Below are 26092 nucleotides of genomic sequence, written 5' to 3'. Positions count from 1 at the left end.
GTATCGCGAGAACAACCGTACTCGAGCGAACAGGAAAGCGCTGCCACCCCAGCCGCCGAGGATGAGCATCACAAGGGCGAGCACCACGAGTTGACGGTTCGCCACGACTGTGAACACGCCTATCGCGGCCACAAGGAATGAACAAACGCTCATTCCGTACCTCGACACTGGGTTGGGACGGAAGACAAGTGTCGGGCGCTCTGCGGACTTCAGGACTTGTTCTTCCTGCGCCAGATATTGATGGACGAACCTATGGCGGCCGCCACTGGTAACGCTATGAGAACCCACCACTGATGGTCCAGCCCCGCTGCGAACACAAGCGCTCTCCTAGAAACTCAACGAACCCGCACCAACCTCAACCCCAGCGCAGCCGAGGTCTACAAGCCTCTCAGCGGCCGGCGTAAGGGTTGAGTCGCGGTACCGCCAATCCAGCAGCCAGGATCATGACATCGGCGACGAAGACGATTACGGGATTCCTCACAACGCCACCATCACCCTTAGGGATCTTGACGTAAATACCAGACAGCGCTAGCGACCATGATGCAAAATCCCGAGACAGGAAAGAGGTCTCTCCACAATTGGTCCGCGTGTGCCTATTCCCTGATTTTGGAGTTTCAGCTTGAGCACTAGCAGCCTTCGGCTTGCGATTGGCAGCTGAGCTATGGAAATCAGCTGCGCCTCGAACTACGAATCCAAATTTCAGAGGCGATAAGCAGAACGGCCGCTAGTCCAAATCCAATGGACCCCACCGTTTGCCTAGTTATCAGCGATAAAACTGCAGCACCAATGAACGCAACCACCGCTACATACAGCGCTACGTGAAGGGTTGTACGCATCGGGCTCCTTTCAGCCACACTTCTGAAGCCAAGTGTTGTACGACACTTCCCAACCGCCTACGCCCGCAACCTCTGCAGAGGTTATACCTATTGCTGCTGGCGCCGTTACTCCCCCGACAATTGCAGCCGCGTCCGCCACGGCGACGCCCGCGAGCCCGATGGCACCGAATCCTAGGCCCAGCAGACTTGCCGTGCAGCCACTCATGGGGATGCCGGCTGCTCCGGTCGGGTCTGTCCCATTGATGGGGTCGTCGCCGGCGTATGCGTACCGGTTGGCGTTGCTCGGGTCGAGGGGCTGGTCGAGGGTGTCTTCCTGGGTCCAGGTGCCGTAGTAGTCGTCGTACCAGCGGGCGCCGAACTTCGTCAGGCCGGTGGTGTCGTCGGTGATGCCACCCTTGAACGTATACGGGTTCTCGTACACCTCTGGCGCACCCGCCTCGCTGCTGGTGAGGTTGTACAGCCCGTACGGGTCGTACGAGTACGCCGCGGGAGTGATGCTGTTGGGGTCGGACGCGATCACGGCGGTGGGGTTCCCGAGCCCGTCGTAGAGGTACAGGCTGTTCGATCCGCGGGAACTGGTCAGCAGCAGCGGCTGACCCGTGACGGGGTCGGAGAACACGTGGCCGGAGCCGTAATCCTTGGCGTACTGGGTGATCTCCGGCTGGCCCTGCGGATCGGTCCTGCCGTAGGTGATGCTGGCCGTGTCACCGCCGGCGGTGGCCTCCGACAGGAGCTCGTTCTGGTCGGACCCGCCGTAGGTGTACGTGGTCGTGGTGGCGCGGAAGTCGCTCTGCGTCATCTGCTCGGCCGCGTTGTACGTGTACGTACCCGAGTCGGTGGCGGTGCGGTTCCCCGCGCCGTCGTACGTCCACCCGGTGTTCGTCGTCTCGTTCGCGGCGTTGAAGGTCTGGTGCTGGGAGTCGGTGTTGTCACCGCTGTGCACATCGGAGAGCCGGTTGCCGCGGCTGTCGTAGGTGTAGGTGTTCGTCAGGTTGCCGTTGCTGCCACCGGACTCGGTCGCGGAGAGCAGTCGACCCGCGGTGTCGTACTTGTACTTGGTCAGCTGACTGGGGTCGGTGAGGTCCTTCGTCCACTGCAGCTTCGCGTTGTCCGTACCGGTCGCGGTGGAGCAGGAGCTGGTGTCGGTAGCGGAGTTGTAGCAGTACTGGGTGTCCTCGATGAGGTTGTTGTCGCTGTTCCCGGTGCCCGTGTAGACCTTGATCTCGCTGACGCGACCAGAGGTGTCGTAGACCTGCTGCTGGTGCACCCCCCAGGTGCTGTTGTCCGCGTTGGCGTTCAGCCAGGTGTCGGTGCGGCGTCCCTCCGGGTCGGTCTTGTAGTTGATCGCCTGCGTGCCGCCGTTGGCGGGGTAGGTCGTCTTGGTGAGCACGCCGGACGCGTCGAACGTGTTCGCGTAGGTGCCGAACGAGTCGCTCGAGGTGAGTTCGTTGCCGGCCTTGTCGTAGCTGTAGTTCTCGGCTCCGCCGCCGGCGGTGTTCACCGTCCGCAGCATGTGGTTCAGCTGGTCCCAGGTGTTGGTCTGGGTGCCGGACTGCGCAGTGACGGTGAGGAGGTTGCCGTTCCCGTCGTAGCGGTTGGTCACGGTCGGGGTGCTGTCCGAGTAGGCGGTGCTCAGGAGCCGGTCGTCGTTGTCGTACGTGTACGTCTGGGTGCGGGCGGTGCCGTTGCTGCCGGTGGCACCGTCGCTTGCGGTCGCGAGGCGACCGTACGCGTCGTAGGTGTACGTCTTCGTGCCGAGGCCGACGCCCGTGACGGGGGTGATGGTGGTGAGCTGGTTGTCGGTCGTCCCGTCCGGCTTGGTGTACCCGTACTTCGTGGTGTTCGAGCCGTTCCCGGGTGCGAGGGCGGTCGCGACCGTGCCGTTGCTGTTGTAGGTCAGCGTGGCGGTCGCCGCATCGCTGCCGCTACCGGAGCTGCTGGTCTTGATGTTGCCCTGGCCGTCGTACGTGAGGTTCTGCGTGTTCCCCGCGCCGTCCGTGACCGTGTCCGGGAGGTAGGCGGTCGCGCCGGTGTTGTGGTAGGTCGCGGAGCTCGACGAGCCGCCGGGCGACTGCGCCTGCGTCAGCGACTGCCCGCTGTTGGCGTTGTACTGGTAGTTACTGGTGCCCGCGCCTGAGCCGGTGCCGACCGTGGAGCTCGTCGGCGCCATGTTCGCGGAGCTGTACTGCGCGGAGCGGCTGCGGCCCGCCGCGTCAACCGCGGTCGTGACGAGGTGGTTGGTGCTGTCCACGGTGTAGGTCGTGTGCGGCACCGCGGACACCGCTTGCGTCGCGTCCGTGTCCGGACCGGCAACCAGCGTCTGCGAGCTCGACGGGTACGTCAGCCGCGTCGTCGACGTACCGGGCGAACCGGCCGAGGTGTTCTGCTGGTCGACCTCGGTGACGCGGTCGGAGCTGTCGTACGTGATCGTCGTCACCGCCCCGGTCGGCGCCGTGATCGAGGTCAGGTCCTGACCGGTGTAGCCGAAGCTGGTGACGGCGCCGTCGGCGTCGGTGTAGCTGGTGATGTTCCCGTTGCCGTCCTTGCTGTAGTGCAAGGAGCGGGTGGCGGAACCGTTGGTCTGAGTGAACGTCGTGGTGCCGTTGCTGTAGGACACGGCGGCGGTACGTGCGAGGCTCGGCCCGGCGCTGGTGACGACACCGGTGAGCGTCGCACCGTTGTAGGTCATCTTCACGGTGTTGCCGTTGCTGTCAACGACGCTCGTGGGCTGCCCGTTGAGGTTGAAGTGGTCCACCTGCGCCGACGTCCAGAACGTCAGCTTGTACTCGGTGGAAGTCTTCACCAAAGTGGCCTGCAGGCCCGCCACGGAGGTGTAGGTACCGTCGCTGTTGGCCGTGAACTGCCATGTGGAGCCGTCGGCGCCGGTGTAGATGACGCCGGTGCTGCCGGCCGAGAGCGACCCGGCGCCGTCGAGTGCGTACTCCCACCGGTTCGCGTCGATGCTGACACTGCTCGCGCTCTGCCAGCCGCGGGAGTTGTACGCCGCCCCGATGCTGGTCGGCGCCTTCACACCGGGCAGGATCAATGACTTGTTCGCGATGAGGAGGTTGCCGGTGCCGACGTCGACCTGGGCGCTCGTCTGGTCGTCGATCGGGAAGCTCAGATTCGTCGCCGAAGGCCGCTTACCCGTCAAGCCCGTCTTGCTCGGCCCGGTCGGCAAGGCGTTGTACCAGCCCTGCAGCTCGAGCACGTAATCCGTGCTGTCCGAGCTGTAGTTGCCGAGATCGATCTTGCCGTTCGACCCGACCGCCACGATCACGGTGTTCGTCCGGATGGAATTACCGGCGAAGCTGATCGACGTGGTGGCCGGCTTCGCAGCGCCGTCTGCGTACACAGTCGCGTTCCCACCGCTGTTCGCGGCATGCAACGCCGTCAGCGTCAACGCGACCGCGGTGACGCCCGAACCGACCGCCGGAACACCCGCCTGCCCCGACACCGGGATGGCGCGCGTCTCCTGCCCCGCCAGTGCGGTGTTCGGGCTGATCCGCGTGTCGTAGACCGTGCCTGCGGCGGGCGTGAACACGCTCCCACCGCCGTTCGTCGCGGTGAAGTACCCCTGCACGTCCACCGCGAGATCGATCGCGTTCACATCATCCGCGACGATCAACTTGCCATCACTGCTCAACGCCACCTGCGCCGTCAGCGACGTCGGCACACCCGCCGCGTACTGCAACGACCGCTGCGGCTTGCTCGTCCCCGCCGGGTACGGCGTGATGTACCCGCCGTTCGCCGCCGGGATCACGATGAAGTTCGCAACCACCGCCGACGCACCCGCCGGCACACCACCGTTGCCCGTCACCTGGAACGTCACCGAACTGCCCGCCGCGATCTGCGCCTTCGACACCCCCGTGCCGTTCCGAGAATCCACGATCCGCGTGCCCGGCACCGAAACGAACCCGCCCGCCGCCGTCCCGTCATCGTTCGCCGTGTAATAGCCCTGCACGTCGATCACCAGGTCCGTCACCACGTCCGATGCAACCTGGATCGTCCCGTCGTCACCGACCGCGATCGTCGCCGTGTTCGACGTCGTCCCCAACCCACCACCATCGAACACGAGCATCAACGCCGACGCCGTCGAACCATCCGGCCGGCCACGCACCTCACCCTGCTGGGTCATGTTCACCGCCGTGACGTTCACCACGACCGCACCCACCCCAGACGTCGGCACACCCGCCTTGCCACCCACCTGGATCGACCGGTACCCACCCGCCGGCATCGCCGTCGAGTACCCACCCGTCCCGCTCCGCGTGTCCAAGATCCGGCCCGACGCCGCCACGAACCGACCACCAGTCCCCGTGTCCGTCGCATCCGCGTGTGCCGGAGCCGGGGGCGTCACCGCCACCAACAGCGCCGCGATCAACGCGATGAGCACCGCCAGCGCTGCGCCGATCCGACCCCGAACAGACAACGACTCGAACGCACGCATGGATGCCCCCAAAGGCAGAACCCCGATCGCCGGACGCGTCCTTGAAGCCCCGCGCGTCCCAGCGAGAACATTCCGAACAGTACGGGTACATGAACGATCGTCAGGACCCCCATTCCGAGGGTCAGGGTCCGGCGCGACCAGCCTCGATCCAGGCGGGGCTCCGCGGTCAGCGCCGCGAACGACCGCCCGCGAGCGCGACGACCCCGACGGCAGCGGCGCCGAGCACGACGGGCACCCACTTCCGCCGGGCACTCGCGCGCCATCCGCCGTCGGTGGCGTTCGACGCGTCGTCGGGCCCGTAGAGGTTGCCGTCGCTCGGGGCGCCGTGCCCGCGGAGCGCGAAGATCTCGACGGCCGGGCGCGTGATCGCGTGGAACAGCGGCGGCAGCGCGAACTCGAGCGGCACGAGGGCGGCCTGCGCGAGCCCGACGTACGTGTTCCGCTTCGGGTGCACGACGGCACGCATGATCGCCTTGGCCACGCGCTGCGGACTGACGACCGGCGGCATGGGGTGCGAGTTCTGGTTCGTGTAGTTCGCGCCGTGCTGGTAGATCGGGGTGTCGATCGTCGAGGGCAGCACCATCGGGAAGTGGATGTCGGTCCCGCGGAACTCGTCGCCGAGGACGTCCGCCAGGCCGAGCGCCGCGTGCTTGCTCGTCACGTACGCCGACTGGTAGGGCGCGGACAGGAGCGACTGGATCGACCCGACGAGCACGTAGGTCCCCCGTCCGCGCTCCCGGAAGTGCGGGAGCACCGCCCGGATCCCGTTGACGTGCCCGAACAGGTTCGTCTCGACCACCCGGCGGAACGCGTCGTCCGGCACCTGCTCGAACAATCCGTACGCGAACAGCGCGGCGTTCCCGACGAACACGTCGATGTGTCCGAACCGGGCGATGGTCGCCGCGACGAGCGCCCGGACCTGCTCGGCGTCGGACACGTCGGTGGGCACGGCGAGCGCCTCGGCTCCGCGAGCCCGGCACTCCTCGGCCGCGGCCTCCAGGCTCTCGCGTCCCCGGGCGGCGAGCACGACGTGTGCGCCGGCCTCGGCGAAGGCGTGGGCGGTCGCGCGGCCGATGCCGCTCGACGCCCCGGTGACCACGACGACCTGTCCTCGGAACCTGGATGTCATGCCGCTCGTCTACGCGAACCGGCTGGGGCCGCCTGAGCGCCCGGGGGACAACGCGACCTCAGGCGTGATCGGCCAGGAACGCGTCGAACTCCTCGATCGTCGGGTAGGACGACTGCGCGCCGAGCCGGGTGGCGGCGAACGCGCCGACCACGACCGCGAACCGAGCAGCGGTCACGAGGTCGTCTCCGGCCGCCAGCCGCATCGCCAGTGCGCCGGTGAACGCGTCGCCACAGCCCGTCGTGTCGACGGGGTCGACGCGGACGGACGGAACGCGGACGGGCTCCGCGCCGCGGTCGAGCACGACGCACCCGGCACTCCCGGTGGTCACGACTGCGCGGTCGACCCCGCGATCGGCCAGGAGGCCCGCGAGCCGCCCGACGTCCTCCGCACCGCCGTCCGCCGCGCCGTCGTCCGCCCCCGCGTCCGCCGCGGTGCTGCCCGTTGGCGCCACGAGCTGCGCGGCCTCGTGCTCGTTGACGAGCAGCACGTCGGTCAGTGCGAGGAGTTCCTCGGGCACGGGCCCGAACGGCGACAGGTTCGTCACGACGGTGGTCCCGGCGGCGTGGGCACGGCGGGCGGCCGCGAGTACGACCTCCATGTCGACCTCGAGGCAGAGTCCGAGCACGGCCGCGCCCGCGAACGCCCCGTGGACGGCGTCGACGTCGGCGGCGGACAGCCGCCCGTTCGCCCCGGGCGAGACGACGATGGTGTTCTCGCCGGCGGCGTCCACGGTGATGACCGCGGTGCCGGTCGCGCTGCCCTCGAGCACGCGCACACCGGCGACGTCCACGCCGGCGTCGGCCACGGCACCGCGCAGGAGCTGGCCGTTCGCGTCGTCGCCCACGGCGCCGACGAGGGCGACGTCGCCGCCGAGCCGACCGGCCGCGACGGCCTGGTTGGCGCTCTTGCCGCCGGGCAGGATCCGCAGGTCCTCGCCGCGCAGAGTCTCGCCCGCGCGGGGGAACCGCGCGGTCCGGACGACCAGGTCCGCGTTGAGCGAGCCGACCACGACGACGCGGCCGCGGGCCTCCAGGACGTCCCGATCCGGAGCAGCGGTGCCGACCGTGTCCGCCCCGTCGGCCGGGAGGCCCGTCACGCGTCGATCCCGTCGGCGACGGCGACCGGGTCCGCGTCCCCCACGCCGCCCTCGCCGATCCGCTCGAGTGCGTCGACGACGAGGTCCCAGAACCGGTCGCGGTCGAGCTCGAGCGCGGCGGAGGTCCGGCAGTCCTCGGGCGCCGGCGCTCGCAGGTCGGCGACGGTCATGCCGGTGGTCAGGGTGCCGGTGGTCTCGACGGCGATGGGCATCCGCACGGCCCGGACGATTGTCGGGTCGATGACGTGCGCGACCGCGCAGGGGTCGTGCACGGGTGGGGCGTCGAACCCCTGCACGTCGCGGTACGCGTCGGCGAAGAACCCCATGAGCTCGTCGACGAACCGAGCCGGCCCGGTGCCGAGTGCCGCGATGCGCGCGACGACGTCGGGGGTCGCGAGCGCCTGGTGGGTGAGGTCGAGCCCGACCATGACGACGTCCCAGCCCGCCGTGAACACGATCTGCGCGGCCTCGGGGTCGATCGCGATGTTGAACTCGGCGACGGGGGTCATGTTGCCGACGTGGACGCCGCCGCCCATGAGGACGACCCGCTGGACCCGCTCGACGATCCGCGGCTCCTTGCGGACGGCGAGCGCGATGTTCGTCAGACCACCGACCGGCACGAGCGTGATCGTGCCCGGCTGGTGCGCCATGACGGTGTCGATGATGAGATCGACGGCGTGCCGGGGGTCGAGCTCGATCGACGGTTCGGGGAGGACGGGCCCGTCGAGCCCCGACTCCCCGTGGATGTCCGCGGCGTGCTCGATGGTCCGGACGAGCGGCCGGTCCGCGCCCGCCGCGAACGGCACGTCGGTGATCCCGGCGATCCGTGCGACGGCGAGCGCGTTCCGCGTCACCTTGGCGAGCGTCTGGTTGCCGACGACGGTGGTCACGGCGAGCAGCTCGATCTCCGGGCTGCCGTGAGCGAGCAGGATCGCGACGGCGTCGTCGTGGCCCGGGTCGCAGTCGAGGATGATCTTCTGGGGCATGGCCGACCTCAGTCCAGCTGCTTGTCGAAGCAGATCGAGAACGGCATCGTGCGCGCGTACGCCGCGGAGTAGATCGGGATCCGACGCCAGCCGGTCTTGTCGTACAGGGCGACGGCCTCGGGCTGCTTGTCACCGGTCTGCAGGACGAGCCGGTGTGCGCCGACCTCGCGTCCGACGGCCTCCGACTCGGCCAGGAGGGCCGTGGCGGCACCCTGCCCGCGCGCCGCCGCGAGCACGATCAAGCGCTTGAGCTCGAGCTCGTCCCCGAGCCACCGCACCGCGATGTGCCCGACGGCCTCGCCGCGCTCGTCGACCGCGAGGATCGCCGTGACGACCGTCTCTGGGTCGACGTGGAGGGCACGCTCCCGCTCGGCGGCGCGCGCCGGGTCCTCGGTGCCGTCGCCGACCCCGTACCGGGCGTGCATGTCGTCGTCCATGGCGGCGCGGAGCGCGACGGCCCGCGGGTCCTCCCACGCGACGCGTTCGATGGTGATCACGACGGACCATCCTCGCAGGTGCGGGCGGCCCTCCCGACCCGCACGCCGCTCAGCGGCGGTCGGTCAGGTCCTCGTCGACGACGTCGACCTCCTCGTGCCCGACGGTCTCGGTGAGTGACCGCTGCTCGGTCACCACGTCCGTGACCACGCGCACGCGCTCCACGGGGACGACGCGGGTGACGACCTCCACCTGCTCCTCGTGCAACACCAGCTCGATCGCGTCGGCCGAGCCGATCGGGAGGACCGTGCCCGCGTCGACGACGTCGGTCCCGTCGAGCGGCTCCTCCTCGACGCGGAGTTCCTCACGCCGCACGGTGACGGTGACGGTCCGCTCCTCGGACACGATCACCTTGCGGATCCGCACACGGCGCACCGGCACGGCCTCCGTGCGCACGACGAGCCGCTCCTCCGACCGGGTCACGGCGACGTCATCAGCGCCCGGGTCGAGGATGCGGTCCGCGCGTCCCGCGAGGGAGGTCCCGTCGATGGGGTCCTGGTCGTCCGGGTACGGCGTTGCGTCGACGTCGGTCACGTCGTCACGCCCCCAGCTGTCCGATGGGGCTGTCGTCGATCCCGGCGAGGATCGCGGCCGGATCGTCGAACACGGCCACGGCCCCGGCCTCACGGAGCTCCGCCTCGGAGATGCCGCCGGACAGCACGCCGATCGCGGCGACGCCGGCACGGCCCGCGGCGATGACGTCCCACTTGGAGTCACCGACCATGATCGCGTGGTCGGGATCGGCCCCGGAGCGCTCGAGCGCGAGCTGGATGATCCCGGGGTCCGGCTTCGCCTGCTCGACGTCACCGCCGCTCGTCACGACCTCGATCGTGTCCTCGATCTGCAGGAGCTCGCGGAGGATGGCGAGCTCGGCCTCGGGCGCGCTCGTCGCGAGGACGACCTTGTGCCCGCGGCGGGCGACCTCCTCGAGCAGGTCGTGCACGCCGGGCAGGATGTGCAGCTCCTGGAAGTGCTCCCGGTAGTACGCCGTGTGGAACTCCTTCGCCTGCTTCGCGACGTCCGAGTCCGCGGAGCCCACGAGCTCTTCGAGGAGGCTCGACGAGTCCATGCCGATGCAGCGGTGGATGCGCCAGGCGTCGACGGGCTGCCCCGCGGCGTGGAAGGCACGCCACCAGGCGTCCACGTGGGGGTAGTTCGAGTCGGCGAGCGTGCCGTCGATGTCGAAGAGGACGGCGGTCGTGGGGTCGTCGGTCATGCTCCGAGCCAACTCCTCGACCGTCGTCCCCGTCGTCAGCGTCCTCAGGCTCGTCGTCCCCCGGTCAGAGTTCGACCGACTCGCCGACCGGCAGGATCGACATCGGCACGCCGCCGAGGCCGTCCTCACCGAGGAACTGCACGGTCGACTGCTGCCCGGGCTCGCTGAGGAGCAGCTCGTGGATCTGGATGGCGCGCTCGGGACGGACCTCGCGGACGTAGTCGACGGCCTCCCGCATGTGCGACCACGGGCCGCTCGTCGGCATGAGCAGCGTCGGCACGGCGACCCCGGGCACGAGGTAGGCGTCGCCCGGGTGGAAGACGATGCCGTCGACGAGGTACCCGACGTTCGGGATCGTCGGGATGTCCGGGTGGATGACGGCGTGGGTCTCGCCGAACACCCGCACCTCGACGGTGCCCACGGTGAACGTGTCGCCCGCGCCGACCGTCACGACCCGGCCGTCGTGGTCGCCGCCGATCTGGTCCGCGACACCCTCGGGCACGTAGGCGCGGAGCTCCGGGGCGGCGTCGAGCCCGGCGCGGAGGGCGTCGGTGTCGAGGTGGTCGAAGTGCTCGTGCGTGACGAGCACCACCGTCGCGCCACGCACGAGCTCGGCGGACTCGGGCGTGAACGTCCCGGGATCGATGACGATCGTCACGTCGTCCTGCTCGAGCACGACGGTCGCGTGGTTGTACTTCGTGAGCCGCATGGGTCCTCCTGGTCGTTGGCGTTGGTCAAGTGTACAACCATGTTGTACACCTTCCTCCCGCGAGATCGCAGTCGTCGCCGTTCTGGCAACCGTCCAAGCGGCGACGACTGCGATCTCGCAGAGGGGAGGCGGGCGGTGCGGGTCAGCCGTCGGTGTGCTGCGCGATGCGGGCGAGGAGTTCGGGCATCCGCTCGAGCGCAGCCCGCTCGTCCGGGTCGAGCTCGGCGTCGATCGCCCGCGCCATCCACGACGTCCGTGCCCGACGGTCCGCGGTGAGCGCGAGCCGCCCGGCTTCCGTGATGCCGATGACCGACGCACGCGCATCGGTCGCGCTGGCGGTGCGCGCGACGTGACCCAGGGCCTCCAGTTCGATGACGGTACGGCTCTGGCCCTGGTGGCGGACGCCGCGGCGCCGCGCCAGGTCGGCCGTCGTCATCGGACCCTCACGGTCGAGGTGACCGAGGGTGGCCGCGTGGGCCGGCGAGAGCGTGTCGGCGCGACCCCGACCGATGCGGACGAGGGTCCCGATCGCCGCCCGGAGGCGCTCCGCGAGCTCCTCGGTGCGGTCGTCGGTCCGGTCCATGGGTCCGACGGTACTGCGCCCGGCTCCCCCAGGCGACGCGGGTGCGGGCGGTCCGAGGCAATCGATGACGCGTACCGTGTCGAACCACCACCAGGCCGCGACGCAGCGCGCCGGAAGGAGCACGGCATGAGCACCGATCCCTGGGCACCACACCACCTGGAACCCGCCGTCGCGGCGGCCCTCGACCGCAAGCGCACACACCGTGGCACCACGACGTACGTCCTGAGCCAGCTCGACGACCTCGCCGCACGGCTCGACGCGTTCCTCGTGCGCCGCGTCGACGGGACGTTCTCGGTGCGGGACCTCGAACGGCTGCCGGGTGGCGCCTCGAAGGAGCAGTTCGTGTTCACGCTCGACCGCGTCGTCGACGGCGAGCCCCGCTCCGACCGCCTCGTGCTCCGGATGGACCCCCTCGGATCGCCGGTCGAGAGTTCGCGTCGACGGGAGGCCGACGTCCTGCGGATGGTGCACGGTGTCCTGCCCGTCCCCGAGCTGCACTGGGCCACCGACGACGCCGATGAGCTCGGCGCCCCGTCGCTCATCTCGGAGTTCGTGTCCGGCGTCACCGGCCCCGCCGATGCTCCGACCACCGCGTCCGGGCTCGGCGTCACGTACGGGCCGCGGCTCCGCCCGGTGCTCGCCGAGCAGTTCGTCGAGCACCTCGCCGCGCTCCACACCGTGGACTGGAGCGCCCACGAGCTCGAGGCGTTCGAACGCCCGCGTCCGGGGACCACCGACGCGCTCGACTGGCGGCTCGCGGCGATCGACCGGGCGTGGGACGACGACGCCTTCGCGCCGCACCCCACCGTGGCACTCGTCCGCGACTGGCTGTGGCGGAACCGACCGACGGTCGACACGGTCTCGGTCGTGCACGGGGACTACCGCAACGGCAACTTCCTGTTCGACGAGAAGAGCGGGCGTATCACGGCCGTCCTGGACTGGGAGCTGACGTACCTCGGCGACCGGCACCACGACCTCGCCTACATCATGATGGAGGGCTGGGGCGAGCGGGACGAGGCCACCGGCACGTTCTGGTGCTCGGCTCTCGTCACCGAGGACGACCTCATCGCGCAGTACGAGGCACGGTCGGGCCTCAGCGTCGACCGCGAACGACTCCGCTACTACCTCGTGCTCAACATGTACTGGGCCATCGTCGCGCTCACGGCGGCGCTCCCCCGCAACGCCGCCGAGGAGCTCACACACCTCGCCGTCATGGGCAACTTCCTGACCGGCCTCGGCACCTACTACATCGACCGCGTCAACGAGATCGTCGCGACCGAACCGATCGGAGCACTCGCGTGATCCCGTCCGTCGCCCAGCAGCTCCTCGCCGTCCGCCGGACCATGGCCACGACCGTGCTGCCCGCCATCGACCCCGCACAACCGTTCGCCGCCGAGCAGGCCGGGCTCATCCTCGCCACGCTCGACCGCGTGCTCGACGTGCAGGCCTCGGAGTACCGCTACGACGTCGTCGAGCACGCCGACGCCACCGCGCTCGAACGGGCACTCGCCGCGCTCGGGTCCGCGGACGCGCCACCCGCGGGTGCCGACACCGGCGATGTGCGGGACGCCGACTCCGACTCCGACGACACCGAGGTGCCCGACGACCTCGACGAGCTCCGTGCGAGCACCACGGCGGCCGCGAAGCGTGCGGAGCGACGCTTCCGGGACCTGCTCACCACGGACCGGGCGGACGCCGCACGGGCCCTCATGGCGCACGCCGCACGTCGGAGCACCGAGCGCGAGCTCGCGGCGGCCCGCATGACCGGGTTCCCGCGCGCGGTGGGGTCGATCGCCGAGGTCCTGGCGCGGCAGGCGACCAGCTCGTTCGGGGACGTCGCGGTGCCGGCGGACGGCGAGGTCACGACGCGATGATCACCGCCCGCGACCTCGACTACCACCCCCACGACCCGTCCGCGACGAACTGGGCCGAGACACTCGTGTGCGTGTTCAGCGTGCCCGAGGCGGGCATCCTCGGCAACGCCTACGTGCTCGTCCGTCCCGAGGTCGGCGCCGCGATCTCGTCGGTCGTCGTGCACGGTGGGTTCGCGACACACGCGCACGACATGGACTTCGTCGACCCGCAGGTGCACATGCCGGCGCCCGAGCGCTTCTCCGACTTCACGTTGCCGAGCGGGCTGTCCCTGCACGCGGACGCAGCGCCGCGGGACTTCTCGGTCCAGTACGAGAGCAACACCCCCGGCGCCTGCTCGCTCGACCTCCGGTTCGCCGCGATCGCCGACCCGTTCGACACACACGACCCCGCGCAGAACCCCCTCGTCGTCCCCGACGGAGCGATGGACACCGGCCTCGGCGACGTGTGGGCCAACGGGCACATGGACGCGGTCGGGCGTGTGACCGGCGAACTCGTGCTCCGCGGTCAGCGCTACGCGGTCGACTGCGTGGAGGGCATGGACCGGAGCTGGGGCCCTCGTACCGAGGTCGGCACCGCCGCCGCGGCGTGGATCCACGTGACGCTCGGCCCCGAGTTCGCGCTCCACGTCGCGATGGCGATGTCGATCGACGACGCCGGGGTGGTGCACTACGACGGCATGCGGTTCGGCTACGTCGTCGAGGACGGCGAGCTGCACGGACTGACCGACGCGTCGGTCGAGGCCGCCCGCGTCGACATGGTGCCGGTGAGCAACCACATCATGGCGACGGACGTCCGCGGCCGCCGGTACGAGTTCCACGGCAGCGCCGTCGGCGGGTACCCGTGGCACCAGTTCAGCCCGGCCTACGTCTGCTACCAGAGCCTCATGCGGTACGAGTCGGACGGCCGGGTCGGGTACGCCGAGCACGGTGACGTGTTCGGGATCGAGTACCTCGCCGCACGCCGATCAGCCGGGGGACGCCGGGCCCGCACGGCCTGACCGCCAGGCGGTCGCGCGGTCGGAGGACCAGCGCCGCAGGCGAGGGTGCACGACCCGCCGCCACCGCAACGACGAGGGTGCACGACCCGCCGCACGCCATGAGCGGCAGCGGCGCGTCGTGCACCCTCGCGGAGCGGACCGGCCTCAGTCGACGTCCGACACCGCGCTCGACACGGCGGTCGGGGCGTCGTACTCCTGGTCCGGGATCTGCTTGAGGGCGTTGAGCACGTCGTCGTCGGCGCCCTCCTTCTCGGCCGTCGAGACGATGGTGTCCTTCGAGGCGGGGTAGTCGATCCCGCTCAGGAACTTCTGGATCTGGATCGGGTTCGGCGTTGCCATGGGGTTCTCCTCGTCGTTCGTTCCACCGGATGGTCGGACGACCACCCGTTCGTCACCCGGGAGGGACCGGGTGCGGCTCAGGGCTCCCGTCGTCCGACACCGAGCGCCTGCTCGGCGTCGATCGGGGGGAGGAGGACGTCCGGCGCGTCGACCGACCGGTCCGTCACGGTCGTCGGGGACTCGAGGTGCACTGCGCCCGACGGCACGATGCCGACGCCGCCCGCGCGCTCCATCACACGCCACTGCGCGACGACGTCCTCGCCCGCGTGGCCCGTCGGGAGTTCCCGCCAGAAGTCGAAACCGCCCGCGTCGAGGAGCACCGCGCGGTCGTACAGCACGCACGCACCCACCCACGCGACCCGGTAGGGCACCCATCCGCCGTGCGGGACGTCGAGGTCCGCGGCGATGTGGGCGAGGTTCGCGGCGTTGTGGAGCTGCCACCGGTCGTGGCCGGGCGTGCCGCGCCGGATGACCTCGGGCACGACGGGCCCGTCCCACCGCTCGAACGTCGTCTGCTGGTGCGGGCGCCGGTCGTCGAGGTACGACAGCCCCTGCACCGCGGACCCGACGAACCCGCAGCCGAGCTGCCGGATCGCGTCGAGCATGCGGGCGATCGAGTCGCGCTCGAGCCACACGTCGTCGTCGAGGAACAGCACGTACGGCGCGGTCGCGTGCTCGAGCAGGAACTGCCGGTGCTCGGCGAGCCCGTGCCGCTCGGGGTGCCGCAGGACGAGCGGCTGGCGGCCCTGGGCCTCCAGGACGCGGAGCATCGCCTGCACGCTCGGGTCGGCGAGCGGCGCACCGTCGACCGACTGGTCGCTGAGGACGAGCCGGAACGTCGGCTCGTCCTGCCCGGCGAGCCCGGCGAGCGTCGTGGCGAGCTCGGTGACCCGTCCGGCGGTCGGCACGAGCACGTCGACCACGGGCTCCGGTGCCGGCCGGGAGGCCCGTCCCCACTCGCCCGACCAGCGTGCGGCCGTCACGGGGTCGCCTCCGTCGCCGTGGGGGCGTCGTCCGCGTCGGTGACCGTCTCGGCCGCGGCGCGCTCGGCGGCCGCTCGCGCGGACTCGCGGATGCGGCGGACGACGTCGGTCGTCGAGTGCTCGGCGACGTAGTCGACCATGACGACCTCGCCACCGTAGGCACGGACGACCTCGGTCTCGGTGAGCATCTCGGGCGAGTAGTCGCCGCCCTTGACGTAGACGTCGGGCTGCAACCGCTCGATGAGCGGCACGGGGGTGTCGGTCGGGAACACGGTGACCAGGTCGACCGACGCGAGGGCCGCGAGGACGCCGGCACGGTCCTCCGCCGTGTTGATCGGCCGCTCCGGCCCCTTGAGCCGGCGGACCGAGTCGTCGTCGTTCACCGCGACGACGAGCAGGTCGCCGAGCTCGCGGGCCTGTCGCAGGTACGAGGTGTGACCGCGGTGCACGACGTCGAAGCAGCCGTTCGTGAACACGACGCGGCGGCCCGCGGCCCGGGCGGCGGCGACGGCGTCGGCCAGGTCGTCGTGGTCGACGATCGTGTCGGCCGGGGCGGAGACCGAGGCGACCAGGGCCTCGGCGGTGCAGATCGAGGTGCCGGCCTCGCGGACGACGACGTCGGCGGCGGCCTGGGCGAACCGGGCGGCGTCGGCGAGGGGCGTCCCCGTGGCGAGCGCGACGGACACGGCGGCACAGAACGTGTCGCCGGCGCCGGACGCCTGCTGCTCGGACGCCGGCGTCGCGCGGGTGCGGACCGGGGTGGTGTCAGCGGCGGTGTCGCCGGGCAGCAGCACGGTGCCGTCCTTGTCGAGCGTGACGATGGCGTTCCGGGCACCGCTCGCGGCGAGGACGGCGTCGCGGAGGCCCTCGACGACCGCGGGGCGTGCAGACCCCTGCCCGAGGGAACGGCCGAGGAGCTGCTCGGCCTCGCCACAGTTCGGCGTCACGAGGTCGGGGTGCAGGTCGTGCCAGCGGCCGAGGTCGTGCGCGTCGACGACCACGGCGGCCGGACGGTCGCGCAGCACCGCGGGGACCACGGCCTCCGGGGTCGTCCCGAGCCCGTAGTCGCACACCACGACCGCGTCGGCACCGCGGACGCTGCCGGTCACGGCCCGGGCGAGGGCGATCGTGTCCTGCTCGGTCGGGGGATCGGCGATCTCGTCGACGCGGACGAGGATCCGGTCCCCGCCGACGACCCGGGCCTTCGAGGTCGTGACGCCGTGCGAGACGGGCACCAGACCGGACACGTCGACACCGTCGGCCGCCAGCCGGGCGCGGAGGATCCTCCCGGCCTCGTCGTCGCCGATCAGGCCGACCATGCGGACCTCCGCGCCGAGCGCCCGCGCGTTCACGGCGGTGTTCGCGGCACCACCGGGCACGTCGATGACCTCGGTGACGCGCACGACGGGGGCCGGGGCCTCCCGGCTCACCCGCTCGGCCTCACCGACGCTCCAGCGGTCGAGGATGACGTCCCCGACCACGACGACGAGCGGTCGCCGGTCCCGGGTGCGGTCCACGACCTCCCGGACGACGCGGAGGTCCCCACTCACCGGTCGCTCCGGCGCGGCGCCGATTCGAGGTGCACGACCGTGGTCGTCGTCATCTCGTCGAGCAGGTGCGGGCCGTACCCGAAGCCGGCACCCGACGCACCACGCGGCTGGGCGCTGCCGCCCGGAGCGCCTCCGAACACGGCGTTCACCTTGACGGTGCCGACCGGGAGCTCGTCGCCGGCGCGGAGCGCGTGCTCCATGTCGTTCGTCAGGACCGTCGCGGCGAGGCCGTAGCGGTCGTCGGCGGCGAGGCGCAGTGCCTCGTCGAAGTCGTCGACGACCTGCACGGGCGCGATCGGGCCGAAGGTCTCCTCGTGCATGACGAGCATGTCGGGCGTGCAGTCGACGAGCACCGTCGCGGGGTAGAACGTGCCGGCGCCGTCGGGGATGCTGCCGCCCGTGAGGACCCGGGCGCCCTTGGCGACCGCGTCGTCGACGTGCGACTGGACCACGTTGCGCATCCGCTCGTCGACCAGGGGGCCGTAGCCGTCGGCGTCGGCGGCGGTCTTCGCCTCGGCCTCGGCGACGAGCGCGGTGACGAACGCGTCCGCGACCTCGCGGAGGACGTACACGCGCTCGACGCTCGTGCAGATCTGGCCGGTGTTGGCGAACGCGCCGAGCGCGGCCTGACCGGCGGCCCACGCCGGGTCGACGTCGGCGTCGACCACGAGCGCGTCGTTCCCGCCGTTCTCGCGGATGACGTGGGCACGGGTGCGCAGGGCCATCTCGGCGAGGACGTCACCCGTCGCGGTCGAGCCGACGTGCGCGTAGACGTCGATGCCGGGCTCGGCGAGCAGCGCCTCGCCCGTCGCGGCGTCACCCGTGATGCCGACGAGGACGCCCTCGGGCAGCGCCTCGGCCAGGATCTCGTTGAGGAGGGCCGCCGTGGCCGGGCAGCGCTCGCTCCCCTTGTGCACGACGGTGTCGCCGGAGACGATCGCGGCACCGAGGATCCCGCACGCGACGGCGACCGGGTCGTTCCAGGGCGTCAGCGCGAGGACCACGCCGCGGGGGTGCGGCTTCGCGGTGTCCGTCGCGCCGAACGAGCCCCGCAGGACCTCGCCACGGTGCAGCGGGCCGAGCTCCGCGTACTGGATCAGCGTGTCGATGCCGGCCTGCACACCGCCGAGGGCGTCGCCGGGGACCTTGCCGGTCTCGCGGGTGTTGAGCGCCGCGAGTTCCTCGGCACGCTCCTGCAGGTGCAGCGCTGCGGCCTTGAGGACCGCGCCACGCTGCCCCGGCGCCGTGCGGGACCAGGTCGCGAACGCCGTCCGCGCCCGCACGACCGCCTGCTCGATCTCCGCCGGGCTCGCGACCTCGACCCGGGAGGCGGTGCTGCCGTCGCGCGGGTCCGTCACCTCGATCACGCGGGGCGCGAGGCTGTCCTCGACGGTGGGCTCGGAGGGGGCGATCGCGGTGTCCAGGGCCAAGGGTGCTCCTCTGTCAGGGGGACGACCGGCCGAGGGCACGGTCATGGGCGTTCCGTCATCGTCGACGCGCGCGGGCATCGGTCCGCACGTACCCACACTGCTCCTCCGTCCCGGGACTGTCCGCGATCGCGGCCCCCTTCGGCTCGCCTGTCCCCCGACCACGGCCCGCCCTGGAGTCCGCATCCGGCGGGTGCGCGGGCGAGGAGTACGGTGGACGAGCGTTCGCGTGAGGTGTGCCGGGAAGACTGGTCGGCGATCCGTCGACCGACCCTCCCGAGGAGATCCCATGTCACTCGCCCCACGAGCCGAGCGCTGCCCGTGAGCGCGGACGACGCGTTCACCCTCGCGGTCGGGCTCGCCGGACTCGCCGCGGTCGCGGCCGTCGTCTCGAGTCGCCTCAGCACCCTCATCCGCGTTCCGTCGCCCGCGCTGTTCCTCATCGCCGCGGTCGCGGCGTCGTCCTTCTTCCCCGTGCTCGAGACCGTTCCGCGCGTGCTCGACGAACACGTCGTCAGCGTCGCGCTGGTCTTCATCCTCTTCGACGGCGGCATGCACATCGGCTGGTCCCGGTTCCGGAACTCGCTCGGCCCCATCACCTGGCTCGGGGTCGCGGGGACCGCCGTGACCGCGGCGGGGGTCGCGCTCGCTGGACACCTCCTGCTCGAGCTCCCGTGGCAGCAGTCGTTGCTGCTCGGGGCCGCACTCGCCCCCACCGATCCCGCGGTCGTCTTCTCCGTGCTCGGCAAGCGCGAGATCTCGGGCCGCTCCGGCACGATCCTCGAGGGTGAGTCCGGCGCGAACGACCCGGTCGGCATCGCGTTGATGGTCAGCCTGCTCGCCGCGACCGGTGCCGGCCTCGACGCGGTGACCCAGGGCCTCCTGACGTTCGTGCTGCAACTCCTGATCGGCACGGCCGTGGGCGTCCTCGGCGGCCTGATGCTCCGGTGGGCCTTGCAGCGCCTCGCGTTGCCGAACGAGGCGCTGCACTCGATCTGGACACTCGCATTCGCGGTCGTGCTCTACGCGGTGGGCACGCTCCTGCACGGGTCCGGGTTCCTCGCCGTGTTCCTCGCCGGCATCCTGATCGGCGACGTCCGCGCGCCGTTCAAGCGCGAGATCGACCGGTTCAGCTCGGGGTTCTCGAACCTGGCGGAGATCGTCGTGTTCACCCTGCTCGGCCTGAGCACCGACGTGGCCGCGGTCGTCCGACCCGATGTCCTCCTGCCGGGGCTCCTCATCGCGGCCCTGTTGATCCTCGTCGTCCGGCCGCTGTTCGTCGGTGCGCTGACCATCCCCCTGCGCCTGCGGTGGGGTGAGCGCGCATTCGTGCTGTGGGCGGGACTCAAGGGGGCCGTGCCGATCCTGCTCGGACTCTCGATCCTCGCCTCGGGCGTGGCACACGCGGACCGGCTGTTCGGCATCATCTTCGTCGTGGTGGTGTGCTCGGTGGTGCTGCAGGGCGGTCTCGTCCCGTTCTTCGCCCGGCGGTTCCACATCCCGATGCGGGTGCGCGAGCCGGAGCCCTTCGCGGTCGGCATGCGTCTGACGGCGGAACCGGAGGGACTGCACCGCCATGTCGTCCAGCACGGGTCCGAGGCGGACGGTCGCCGCGTCGACGAGCTCCTCGACGGCGAGGACGGCTGGATCAGCGTCGTGCGTCGGCAGGGTCGGCTCATCCGGCTGCGGCGGGACACCGTCCTGCACGAGGGTGACGAGGTCCTCGCCCTCGCGGACGACGAGGGCGGTCTGGATCGGCTGTTCGACGCGCCCTGAGCGGGAGACGACCCGCGCACGGTGCGGCCGCGCGCCCGTGAGTCCGGTCAGCGCTGCGCGCCGGCCGCGGGCGCCAGCGCATCGAGGGCAGCGGTCTGCTCGGCCGTGAGCTCCACCGCGCCCGCCGCCAGGTTCTCCGCGAGGTGGTCGGCGTTCGCTGTTCCGGGGATCAGCAGCGTGTTCGGCGCGTGCCCGAGCAGCCAGGCCAGGCCGACCTGCGCCGGGGAGGCCCCCAGCTCGGCCGCGATCCGCTGCACCGCGGGTTCGTCCGTCACCTTCGGCAGGCCGGGGAATCCGCTGCCGAGCGGGAAGAACGGCACCCAGGCGATGTCCTCGGCGACGCAGAGCGTGAGCATCGCCTCGAACTCGCGGGCGACGAGGGAGTACGCGTTCTGCACGCAGACCACGCCGACCGGGAGCGCCCGCCGGAGGCTCTCGATCCGCACCGCGCTGAGCCCGATCCCGCCGATCAGCCCCTCGTCGCGCATCGCGGTCATCTCGGCCAGCTGGTCGTCGAGGTCGACGAGGTCCTCGTCCGGCACGGTGAGACCGGGGCCGATCTCGGGGCGGCGGAGGTTGACGACGTCGAGTCGATCGCGTCCGAGCGTGCGGAGGTTCGCCTCGACCTGCGCACGGAGTTCCTCCGGTCGCTGCGCCAGTACGAGCGGGATCGGCGCGTCGACGCGGACCGCTCCCACCTTGCTGACGACCGCCACGGCGTCCGAGGACCCGATCGCCCGACGGATGACGTCGTTCGCGACCCCGTCGCCGTAGAACTCGGCAGTGTCGATGTGGTCCGCCCCGAGCTCGACGGCGTGACGGAGGAACGCCGCCCCGGCCTCCCGGTCGTCGTCGAACCGTTCGAGCGCCATCGCGCCGTACCCGATGCGAGCGATCGCGCGCCCGGCGAGCGTCGCCGTCCCTCCGGGGATCGTCGTGTGGTCTGCCATCATGGCTCCTGTCGCCGTCGGAAACGGAGGATCCTCCGCTCTCCGCGACGCTACCACTGATCCGGAGGTACCTCCGCTTTGTCGTCCGCTCCCCCGCCCGCGCGTCGTCCGCGCGCCGATGCCGCGCGCAACCGCGCCAGGATCGTCGAGGTCGCACGCGCGTCCTTCACCGACACCGGCCAGGACGCGTCGCTCGAGGGGATCGCGCGCGCCGCCGGCGTCGGGATCGGCACGCTCTACCGCCACTTCCCGACCCGCGAGGACCTGGTCGCCGCGGTCTACGACACCGAGCTCACGTCGGTCCTCGCCACCGTCGAACCACTCCTCGCCACCCACACGCCCGACGTCGCCCTGCGGACCTTCATGGACCGGTACGCCGCGTTCGTCGTCACGAAGCGCGGCATGGCAGAGACCCTCCGTGCCGGGGCCTTCCGCGACGCCGTCGGGAGCGCCCGGACCCGCGAGCGCGTCAACGCCGCGATCGCCACGATCCTCGCCGCCGGGGCGGCCCTCGGCGTCCTGCGCCCGGCGGTCCCCGCCGACGACGTCACCGCCGCGCTGGTCGGGGTGTTCCTCGCGACCGCGGGCGTGGAGGACCAGGAGCAGGTCGGGCGGTTGCTCGACCTGCTCGTGTCGGGCCTCCGGCCCTGACCGCGCGGCGCCACTTGGAACCGGCCCCGTCCGTTCGAACCGCGGAACACGGGTGTTCGACCGGCATCGGGCGGTTCGATCAAGGAGCGGCGCCGGCCGGCGACGTGACCACGGCGCGCGGAACGCCACCCAGCGCCTCCCGGTAGACAGGAGGGCGCACGCGCGCGCCGTCCGGCGTGCCGCACCACGAGGAGGCCCGGTGTTCCCGATCGGTCAAGCACAGCCCGCGTTCGAGGACGTGCGCGAGATCGCGGTCCTGCGCGGCGGTGGACTCGGGGACCTGCTGTTCGCCATGCCGGCGATCGACGCGCTCGCCGCCGCGTACCCGGAGGCCCGCATCACCCTCCTCGGCACGCCCATGGCCGCCGCGCTGCTCGCCGACCGGCCCTCGTCGATCGACGCCGTCGAGGTGCTCCCCGTGGCGCCGGGTGTCCGCGAGGTCGCCGGGCAGGAGTCCGACCCCGCCGAGGTCGACGCGTTCACCGCCCGACTGCACGGGCGCTTCGACCTCGCCGTCCAGGTGCACGGCGGCGGCCGGAACTCCAATCCGTTCCTGCTGCGCCTCGGCGCACGACACACCGTCGGCACCGCGACCGAGGACGCCGAGGTCCTCGAGCGCTGGGTCCGCTACGTCTACTACCAGCACGAGGTGCTCCGGGCGCTCGAGGTCGCCGGGCTCGCCGGTGCCGCACCCGTCGTGCTCGATCCCGTCGTCCACGTGTCCGACGACGAGCGCGCGGCCGCCGTCGCCCGGATCGAGGACGCGATCGGCGCACCGCTCGCCGGGCGCCGGATCGTCGCGGTCCACCCCGGCGCGACGGACCCCCGGCGCCGTTGGCCCGAGGAACGCTTCGCCGCGGTGGCGGCCGCCCGCATGGCCCAGGGCGACGTCGTCATCGTCGTCGGCGACGAGTCGGACCGGGAGGCGGCGATCACCATCGCGCGCTCGGCCACCGACATCGCGGGTCCGGACAGCCCCGGGCAGATCGTCGACCTCGCGGGGGTGCTCGGCCTCGGGGAGCTCCCGGGGACACTCGCGATCGCGGACGTCATGGTCGCCGACGACTCGGGGCCGCGGCACCTCGCGGTCGCGGTCGGCACCCGCACGGTCGGGATCTTCTGGTTCGGCAACGTCGTCAACGCGGCGCCGTTCGACCGGGGGCGCCACCGGGTCGAGATGAGCTTCACGACGCACTGCCCCGTGTGCGGCGTCGACGTCACCCAGGTCGGCTGGACCGCGGAGCGCTGCGAGCACGACCCGTCGTTCGTGGCCGAGGTCGGGGTCGAGGTGGTGCTCGCCGACGTCGCGGACCTGCTGGCGACCGCACCCGATCACGCGGCGGCCGTCAGCGCCGCGGCGCGAGCAACCAGGGGCGGATGAGCCGCGTCACGAACGGCAGCACCCAGAACGTCATGACCGGCGTGAGGACGAGCGTCGTCAGCAGGACCTTCGGCACGGTCGGGAACGTCGGCCAGAACGGCACGAACGCGGTCACGAGCAGCGTGAACACGAGGTTCACCGGGAAGAACCCGAGCCAGATCGACACCGCCTGCTTCCACCGGGGCGGTGCGCTGTCCGACGGCGCATCGCGCGGCACGTCGAACCACCCCTCGATCCCCGTGCGCTTCTCCACCCGGGACTCCACGACGAGGTCGCGCCCCTCGTCGAGCCACCGGAGCCGGTCGTCCGAGTTCTCCCACGTCGCCAGGGTCGTGTGGTCGGCGAACCGGTAGAGCATGTGCCACTCGCGTGAGGTCGCGTGCGAGCGGACCCATCCCGACCCGAGGAACCCCGGGTAGCGGTTCGCGAGGTTCACGCCCGACTGGACCCAGCGGGTGACCTCGGGGATCCGGTCGGGTTCGACGAGGCGGGTGATGGACACGGTGACGGGGAGGCCGATGGTCGCTTGTGGCGTGACGGCGTCCCCAGGCTCGGCTGGAGTCATGACGACGATCATCCCGCGCCCGTGTTTCCCGCACGTGACGTCGACCCGGCACCGCGCCGTCAGTGCACGCGCTCGACCTCCGCGCGGAAGAACGCCTCGGCACGCGCGCGACGATCGGCGACGTCCGCAGCCGCGTCGAGCTGGTCGAACGACGCCGAACGCTCGAGTTCCTCGTCGACGTACCGCTGGAGCACTGTGGGAGGCGCTCCGGTCCCCAGTTCGCGCGTCACTGCCTTCGCGGCGATCAGCGCGGCGCTCGCGTCGCGGACCTCGGCCGACACGGTGGTCTCGTCGAGCAACGTCGGCAGGTCCATCGGCGGCAGGACACCGTCCGGGTGGTCGTCGAGCCAGCGGAGCGTCGTGGCGCACCGCAGGACGTAGCAGAACCGCTTGAGCGTGCGCGAACCGGTCTGCTGCTGCCGGGCGACGTGCAGGTAGTGCCGGCCGATCGCGCCGCGCTGCATGACCTCGCCCGCGAACCCGAGCATCCGGTCACGGAACCCCTCGTCGCCCCGGTAGACGATCGGCGACCGGAGCCACTCGATCGCGACGGCGTTGCCCCGGACGAGGAGCCGCACCGTCTTGGCGAGGTCCCACCCGTTGACGTCGAACACGGCGTCGAGCGGGGTCTCGATCACATCTCGATCGGGCCACAGTGCCAGGTAGCGATGCCGGGGGCGGACGAACAGGAAGCGGCAGTCGTAGTCGCTGTCGGGCGACGGGAACCCCCACGCACGACTCCCGCTCTCGATCGCCCACGAAACGGCGACCCCGTGCTCGGTCTCGACCCTGGCGAGTCGCGCGTCGATCTCGGCGACCACCGAGGAGTCGAGGCTCGAGGGGACCGCCCGCAGGTCAGGCACGGACCACCTGCGAGAAGTCGGGCGATCCGTCCGGCAACGCGGGCAGCGGCGTCCCGTCGACGTACCGCGGCCACGCGAGGACCCGCTCGACGGGTGGGGCCGCGGCGTACCGCAGGCCGTCTCGACCGCGCACGACCGCCGGAACACGTGTCCCCGCTCCGATGGACGACGACCCGGCTGCGTTCGTGGACGAGTCGGGCGCGATCTGCTCGGGCACGACCGGCGCCGGCACCGAGTCCCAGCCGGTCGGGAGGTTCGGCACGGGTGCCTGCACCGACCGCGCCGCCCGGTCGGCATCGCTCGTGCCGACGGGGCTGACCGGCGTGACGGCCCCGCCTGGGACGCCCCACGCCGATCGGTCGGCCGACTGCATCGGAGCGGCGCCGCCGCCGTCCGTCGGAGGGCTGTACGGATCGTCGGCACGCGGACGGAACAGCGCGTTGCTCAGGGGCACGAGGACGGTGCCGAGCAGATCGAGGATCGCGAGCACCCACACCAGGCGCCAGTAGCCCGAGGCGAAGTGCGTGTGCGAGAACAGCACCGGGATCGACAGCAGCACGGCGATCACCGCGATGACGACGACCGTCGCCTTGGCGACCACCTGCAGGAGCGGCGTGGGGTAGCGGCGGTGGATGACGAGCAGCAGGTGCACGTGCAGCAGTGCGGCGCGGGCGATGAGCACCGCGCCGATCCACTGCCAGAACTGCTCCCCGACGGTGGAGACGTTCGCACCGTACGGCCCGGCGTGGAGCACCCAGACCTCCAGGAGGCCCGCCACGAGCAGGTACATCGAGGTCGCCACGCTCACCATCGCGAACGCGCCGGAGCGCTTGGCGGAGACGTCGGCGTCGTACCAGGAGAGCAGGGCGAACACGATGACGACCGTGATGGTGAGGAGGAGCTGGATCGCGACGAGCCCGAACTCCCCGATGAGGACCGCGACGACACCGACCAACCCGGCGGCCACGACGGCGCCGATGATCGTGCGGAACACCAGGGGACGGACACGTGCCCACACCGGGTCCCCGAGTCGCTCCCCGATCGCGTTCTCGTACTGGTGGTCCGGGTCCGGTCGGTCGACGGTCTCGGACCGGTGGTCGGCGTTGCTCACGGCGGCGTCCCCTCTGCGGCCGGTCGGCCGCGTCGTCGTGTCAGCGCACGCTACCGCAGGGGCCGTCGCACGCGCGGCCCGGTACAGCCCCCCGATCGGGAGGCTCTCCCCACCTCCGCCCGCATGC

The 26092-nt window shown here is 71.4% G+C and carries 23 protein-coding genes; 6 read left to right on the top strand and 17 right to left on the bottom strand.

The genetic code is table 11. The features are described from left to right. Positions 1 to 846: 846 nt before the first annotated feature. From DEI81_RS10535 to DEI81_RS10495, 9 genes are all read right to left on the bottom strand, one after another. The gene (locus tag DEI81_RS10535) at positions 847 to 5283 is read right to left on the bottom strand and encodes an RHS repeat-associated core domain-containing protein (protein ID WP_146244075.1); all 4437 of its coding nucleotides are present in this window, start codon (positions 5281 to 5283) and stop codon (positions 847 to 849) included. Positions 5284 to 5449: 166 nt separating this feature from the next. Then, a complete protein-coding gene (locus DEI81_RS10530) occupies positions 5450 to 6412 on the bottom strand; it encodes an SDR family oxidoreductase (protein WP_111010673.1) in 963 nt (320 codons plus the stop codon). Positions 6413 to 6470: 58 nt separating this feature from the next. Continuing rightward, complete coding sequence (locus tag DEI81_RS10525; protein ID WP_111010712.1) at positions 6471 to 7445, bottom strand: ribokinase; 975 nt, start codon at positions 7443 to 7445, stop codon at positions 6471 to 6473. 59 nt (positions 7446 to 7504) lie between these two features. Further along, entirely contained in the window at positions 7505 to 8494 is a 990-nt protein-coding gene (locus tag DEI81_RS10520) for a nucleoside hydrolase (protein WP_111010672.1), read from the bottom strand. 8 nt (positions 8495 to 8502) lie between these two features. After that, positions 8503 to 8991, bottom strand: a complete 489-nt coding sequence (locus DEI81_RS10515; RefSeq protein ID WP_258368634.1) for a GNAT family N-acetyltransferase — start codon at positions 8989 to 8991, stop codon at positions 8503 to 8505. A gap of 49 nt (positions 8992 to 9040) precedes the next feature. Further along, a complete protein-coding gene (locus DEI81_RS10510; RefSeq protein ID WP_181435383.1) occupies positions 9041 to 9523 on the bottom strand; it encodes a DUF2382 domain-containing protein in 483 nt (160 codons plus the stop codon). A 4-nt stretch (positions 9524 to 9527) separates the two neighbouring features. After that, entirely contained in the window at positions 9528 to 10205 is a 678-nt protein-coding gene (locus DEI81_RS10505; RefSeq protein WP_111010670.1) for an HAD family hydrolase, read from the bottom strand. Between the two features lie 64 nt (positions 10206 to 10269). Beyond that, on the bottom strand, positions 10270 to 10914 hold the full coding sequence (locus DEI81_RS10500) for an MBL fold metallo-hydrolase (protein ID WP_111010669.1): 645 nt from the start codon (positions 10912 to 10914) through the stop codon (positions 10270 to 10272). A gap of 142 nt (positions 10915 to 11056) precedes the next feature. Next, a complete protein-coding gene (locus DEI81_RS10495; RefSeq protein ID WP_111010668.1) occupies positions 11057 to 11497 on the bottom strand; it encodes a MarR family winged helix-turn-helix transcriptional regulator in 441 nt (146 codons plus the stop codon). Between the two features lie 126 nt (positions 11498 to 11623). Between DEI81_RS10495 and DEI81_RS10490 the strand changes: the two genes are divergently transcribed. Genes DEI81_RS10490 through DEI81_RS10480 form a run of 3 tightly spaced genes read left to right on the top strand, consistent with a single transcriptional unit; the run spans position 11624 to position 14369 of the window. After that, complete coding sequence (locus DEI81_RS10490; protein WP_111010667.1) at positions 11624 to 12799, top strand: phosphotransferase family protein; 1176 nt, start codon at positions 11624 to 11626, stop codon at positions 12797 to 12799. Then, on the top strand, positions 12796 to 13371 hold the full coding sequence (locus DEI81_RS10485; RefSeq protein WP_111010666.1) for a hypothetical protein: 576 nt from the start codon (positions 12796 to 12798) through the stop codon (positions 13369 to 13371). The genes DEI81_RS10490 and DEI81_RS10485 overlap by 4 nt, the downstream gene beginning before the upstream one ends. After that, on the top strand, positions 13368 to 14369 hold the full coding sequence (locus tag DEI81_RS10480) for a hypothetical protein (RefSeq protein WP_111010665.1): 1002 nt from the start codon (positions 13368 to 13370) through the stop codon (positions 14367 to 14369). The genes DEI81_RS10485 and DEI81_RS10480 overlap by 4 nt, the downstream gene beginning before the upstream one ends. A gap of 144 nt (positions 14370 to 14513) precedes the next feature. Here DEI81_RS10480 and DEI81_RS10475 read toward each other — a convergent pair whose 3' ends face one another. From DEI81_RS10475 to DEI81_RS10460, 4 genes are all read right to left on the bottom strand, one after another. Then, positions 14514 to 14708: a DUF2795 domain-containing protein gene (locus DEI81_RS10475; RefSeq protein WP_111010710.1), complete on the bottom strand. Its 195-nt coding sequence runs from the start codon at positions 14706 to 14708 to the stop codon at positions 14514 to 14516. A 77-nt stretch (positions 14709 to 14785) separates the two neighbouring features. After that, positions 14786 to 15691: a glycosyltransferase family 2 protein gene (locus DEI81_RS10470; protein WP_111010664.1), complete on the bottom strand. Its 906-nt coding sequence runs from the start codon at positions 15689 to 15691 to the stop codon at positions 14786 to 14788. After that, the gene (gene rfaE2 / locus DEI81_RS10465) at positions 15688 to 17241 is read right to left on the bottom strand and encodes a D-glycero-beta-D-manno-heptose 1-phosphate adenylyltransferase (protein WP_111010663.1); all 1554 of its coding nucleotides are present in this window, start codon (positions 17239 to 17241) and stop codon (positions 15688 to 15690) included. The genes DEI81_RS10470 and rfaE2 overlap by 4 nt, the downstream gene beginning before the upstream one ends. Further along, entirely contained in the window at positions 17238 to 18665 is a 1428-nt protein-coding gene (locus DEI81_RS10460) for an aldehyde dehydrogenase family protein (protein WP_375334770.1), read from the bottom strand. Before DEI81_RS10460 ends, rfaE2 begins: the two co-directional genes overlap by 4 nt. A 324-nt stretch (positions 18666 to 18989) precedes the next feature. On the opposite strand from DEI81_RS10460, the gene DEI81_RS10455 reads away from it, so the two are divergent. After that, on the top strand, positions 18990 to 20444 hold the full coding sequence (locus tag DEI81_RS10455; protein ID WP_111010662.1) for a cation:proton antiporter: 1455 nt from the start codon (positions 18990 to 18992) through the stop codon (positions 20442 to 20444). Positions 20445 to 20491: 47 nt separating this feature from the next. Here DEI81_RS10455 and DEI81_RS10450 read toward each other — a convergent pair whose 3' ends face one another. Further along, the gene (locus tag DEI81_RS10450; protein WP_111010708.1) at positions 20492 to 21394 is read right to left on the bottom strand and encodes an aldo/keto reductase; all 903 of its coding nucleotides are present in this window, start codon (positions 21392 to 21394) and stop codon (positions 20492 to 20494) included. A gap of 78 nt (positions 21395 to 21472) precedes the next feature. On the opposite strand from DEI81_RS10450, the gene DEI81_RS10445 reads away from it, so the two are divergent. Together DEI81_RS10445 and DEI81_RS10440 are read left to right on the top strand one after the other, a co-directional pair. Further along, positions 21473 to 22045: a TetR/AcrR family transcriptional regulator gene (locus tag DEI81_RS10445; protein WP_111010661.1), complete on the top strand. Its 573-nt coding sequence runs from the start codon at positions 21473 to 21475 to the stop codon at positions 22043 to 22045. 199 nt (positions 22046 to 22244) lie between these two features. Continuing rightward, complete coding sequence (locus tag DEI81_RS10440) at positions 22245 to 23426, top strand: glycosyltransferase family 9 protein (RefSeq protein ID WP_258368630.1); 1182 nt, start codon at positions 22245 to 22247, stop codon at positions 23424 to 23426. Here the strand turns inward: DEI81_RS10440 and DEI81_RS10435 are convergent. From DEI81_RS10435 to DEI81_RS16580, 3 genes are read right to left on the bottom strand one after another with little or no spacing between them, the layout of a single operon-like run. Then, complete coding sequence (locus tag DEI81_RS10435; RefSeq protein ID WP_111010706.1) at positions 23392 to 23991, bottom strand: antibiotic biosynthesis monooxygenase; 600 nt, start codon at positions 23989 to 23991, stop codon at positions 23392 to 23394. The two genes, DEI81_RS10440 and DEI81_RS10435, sit on opposite strands and share 35 nt — an antisense overlap. Before the next feature lie 59 nt (positions 23992 to 24050). Next, on the bottom strand, positions 24051 to 24854 hold the full coding sequence (locus tag DEI81_RS10430; RefSeq protein ID WP_258368628.1) for a nucleotidyltransferase domain-containing protein: 804 nt from the start codon (positions 24852 to 24854) through the stop codon (positions 24051 to 24053). Next, entirely contained in the window at positions 24847 to 25965 is a 1119-nt protein-coding gene (locus DEI81_RS16580; protein WP_258368627.1) for a hypothetical protein, read from the bottom strand. The genes DEI81_RS10430 and DEI81_RS16580 overlap by 8 nt, the downstream gene beginning before the upstream one ends. Positions 25966 to 26092 lie beyond the last annotated feature (127 nt).

Source organism: Curtobacterium sp. MCBD17_013 (assembly GCF_003234565.1).
Lineage (GTDB): Bacteria > Actinomycetota > Actinomycetes > Actinomycetales > Microbacteriaceae > Curtobacterium.
This window is presented reverse-complemented; position numbering and strand designations above follow the sequence as displayed.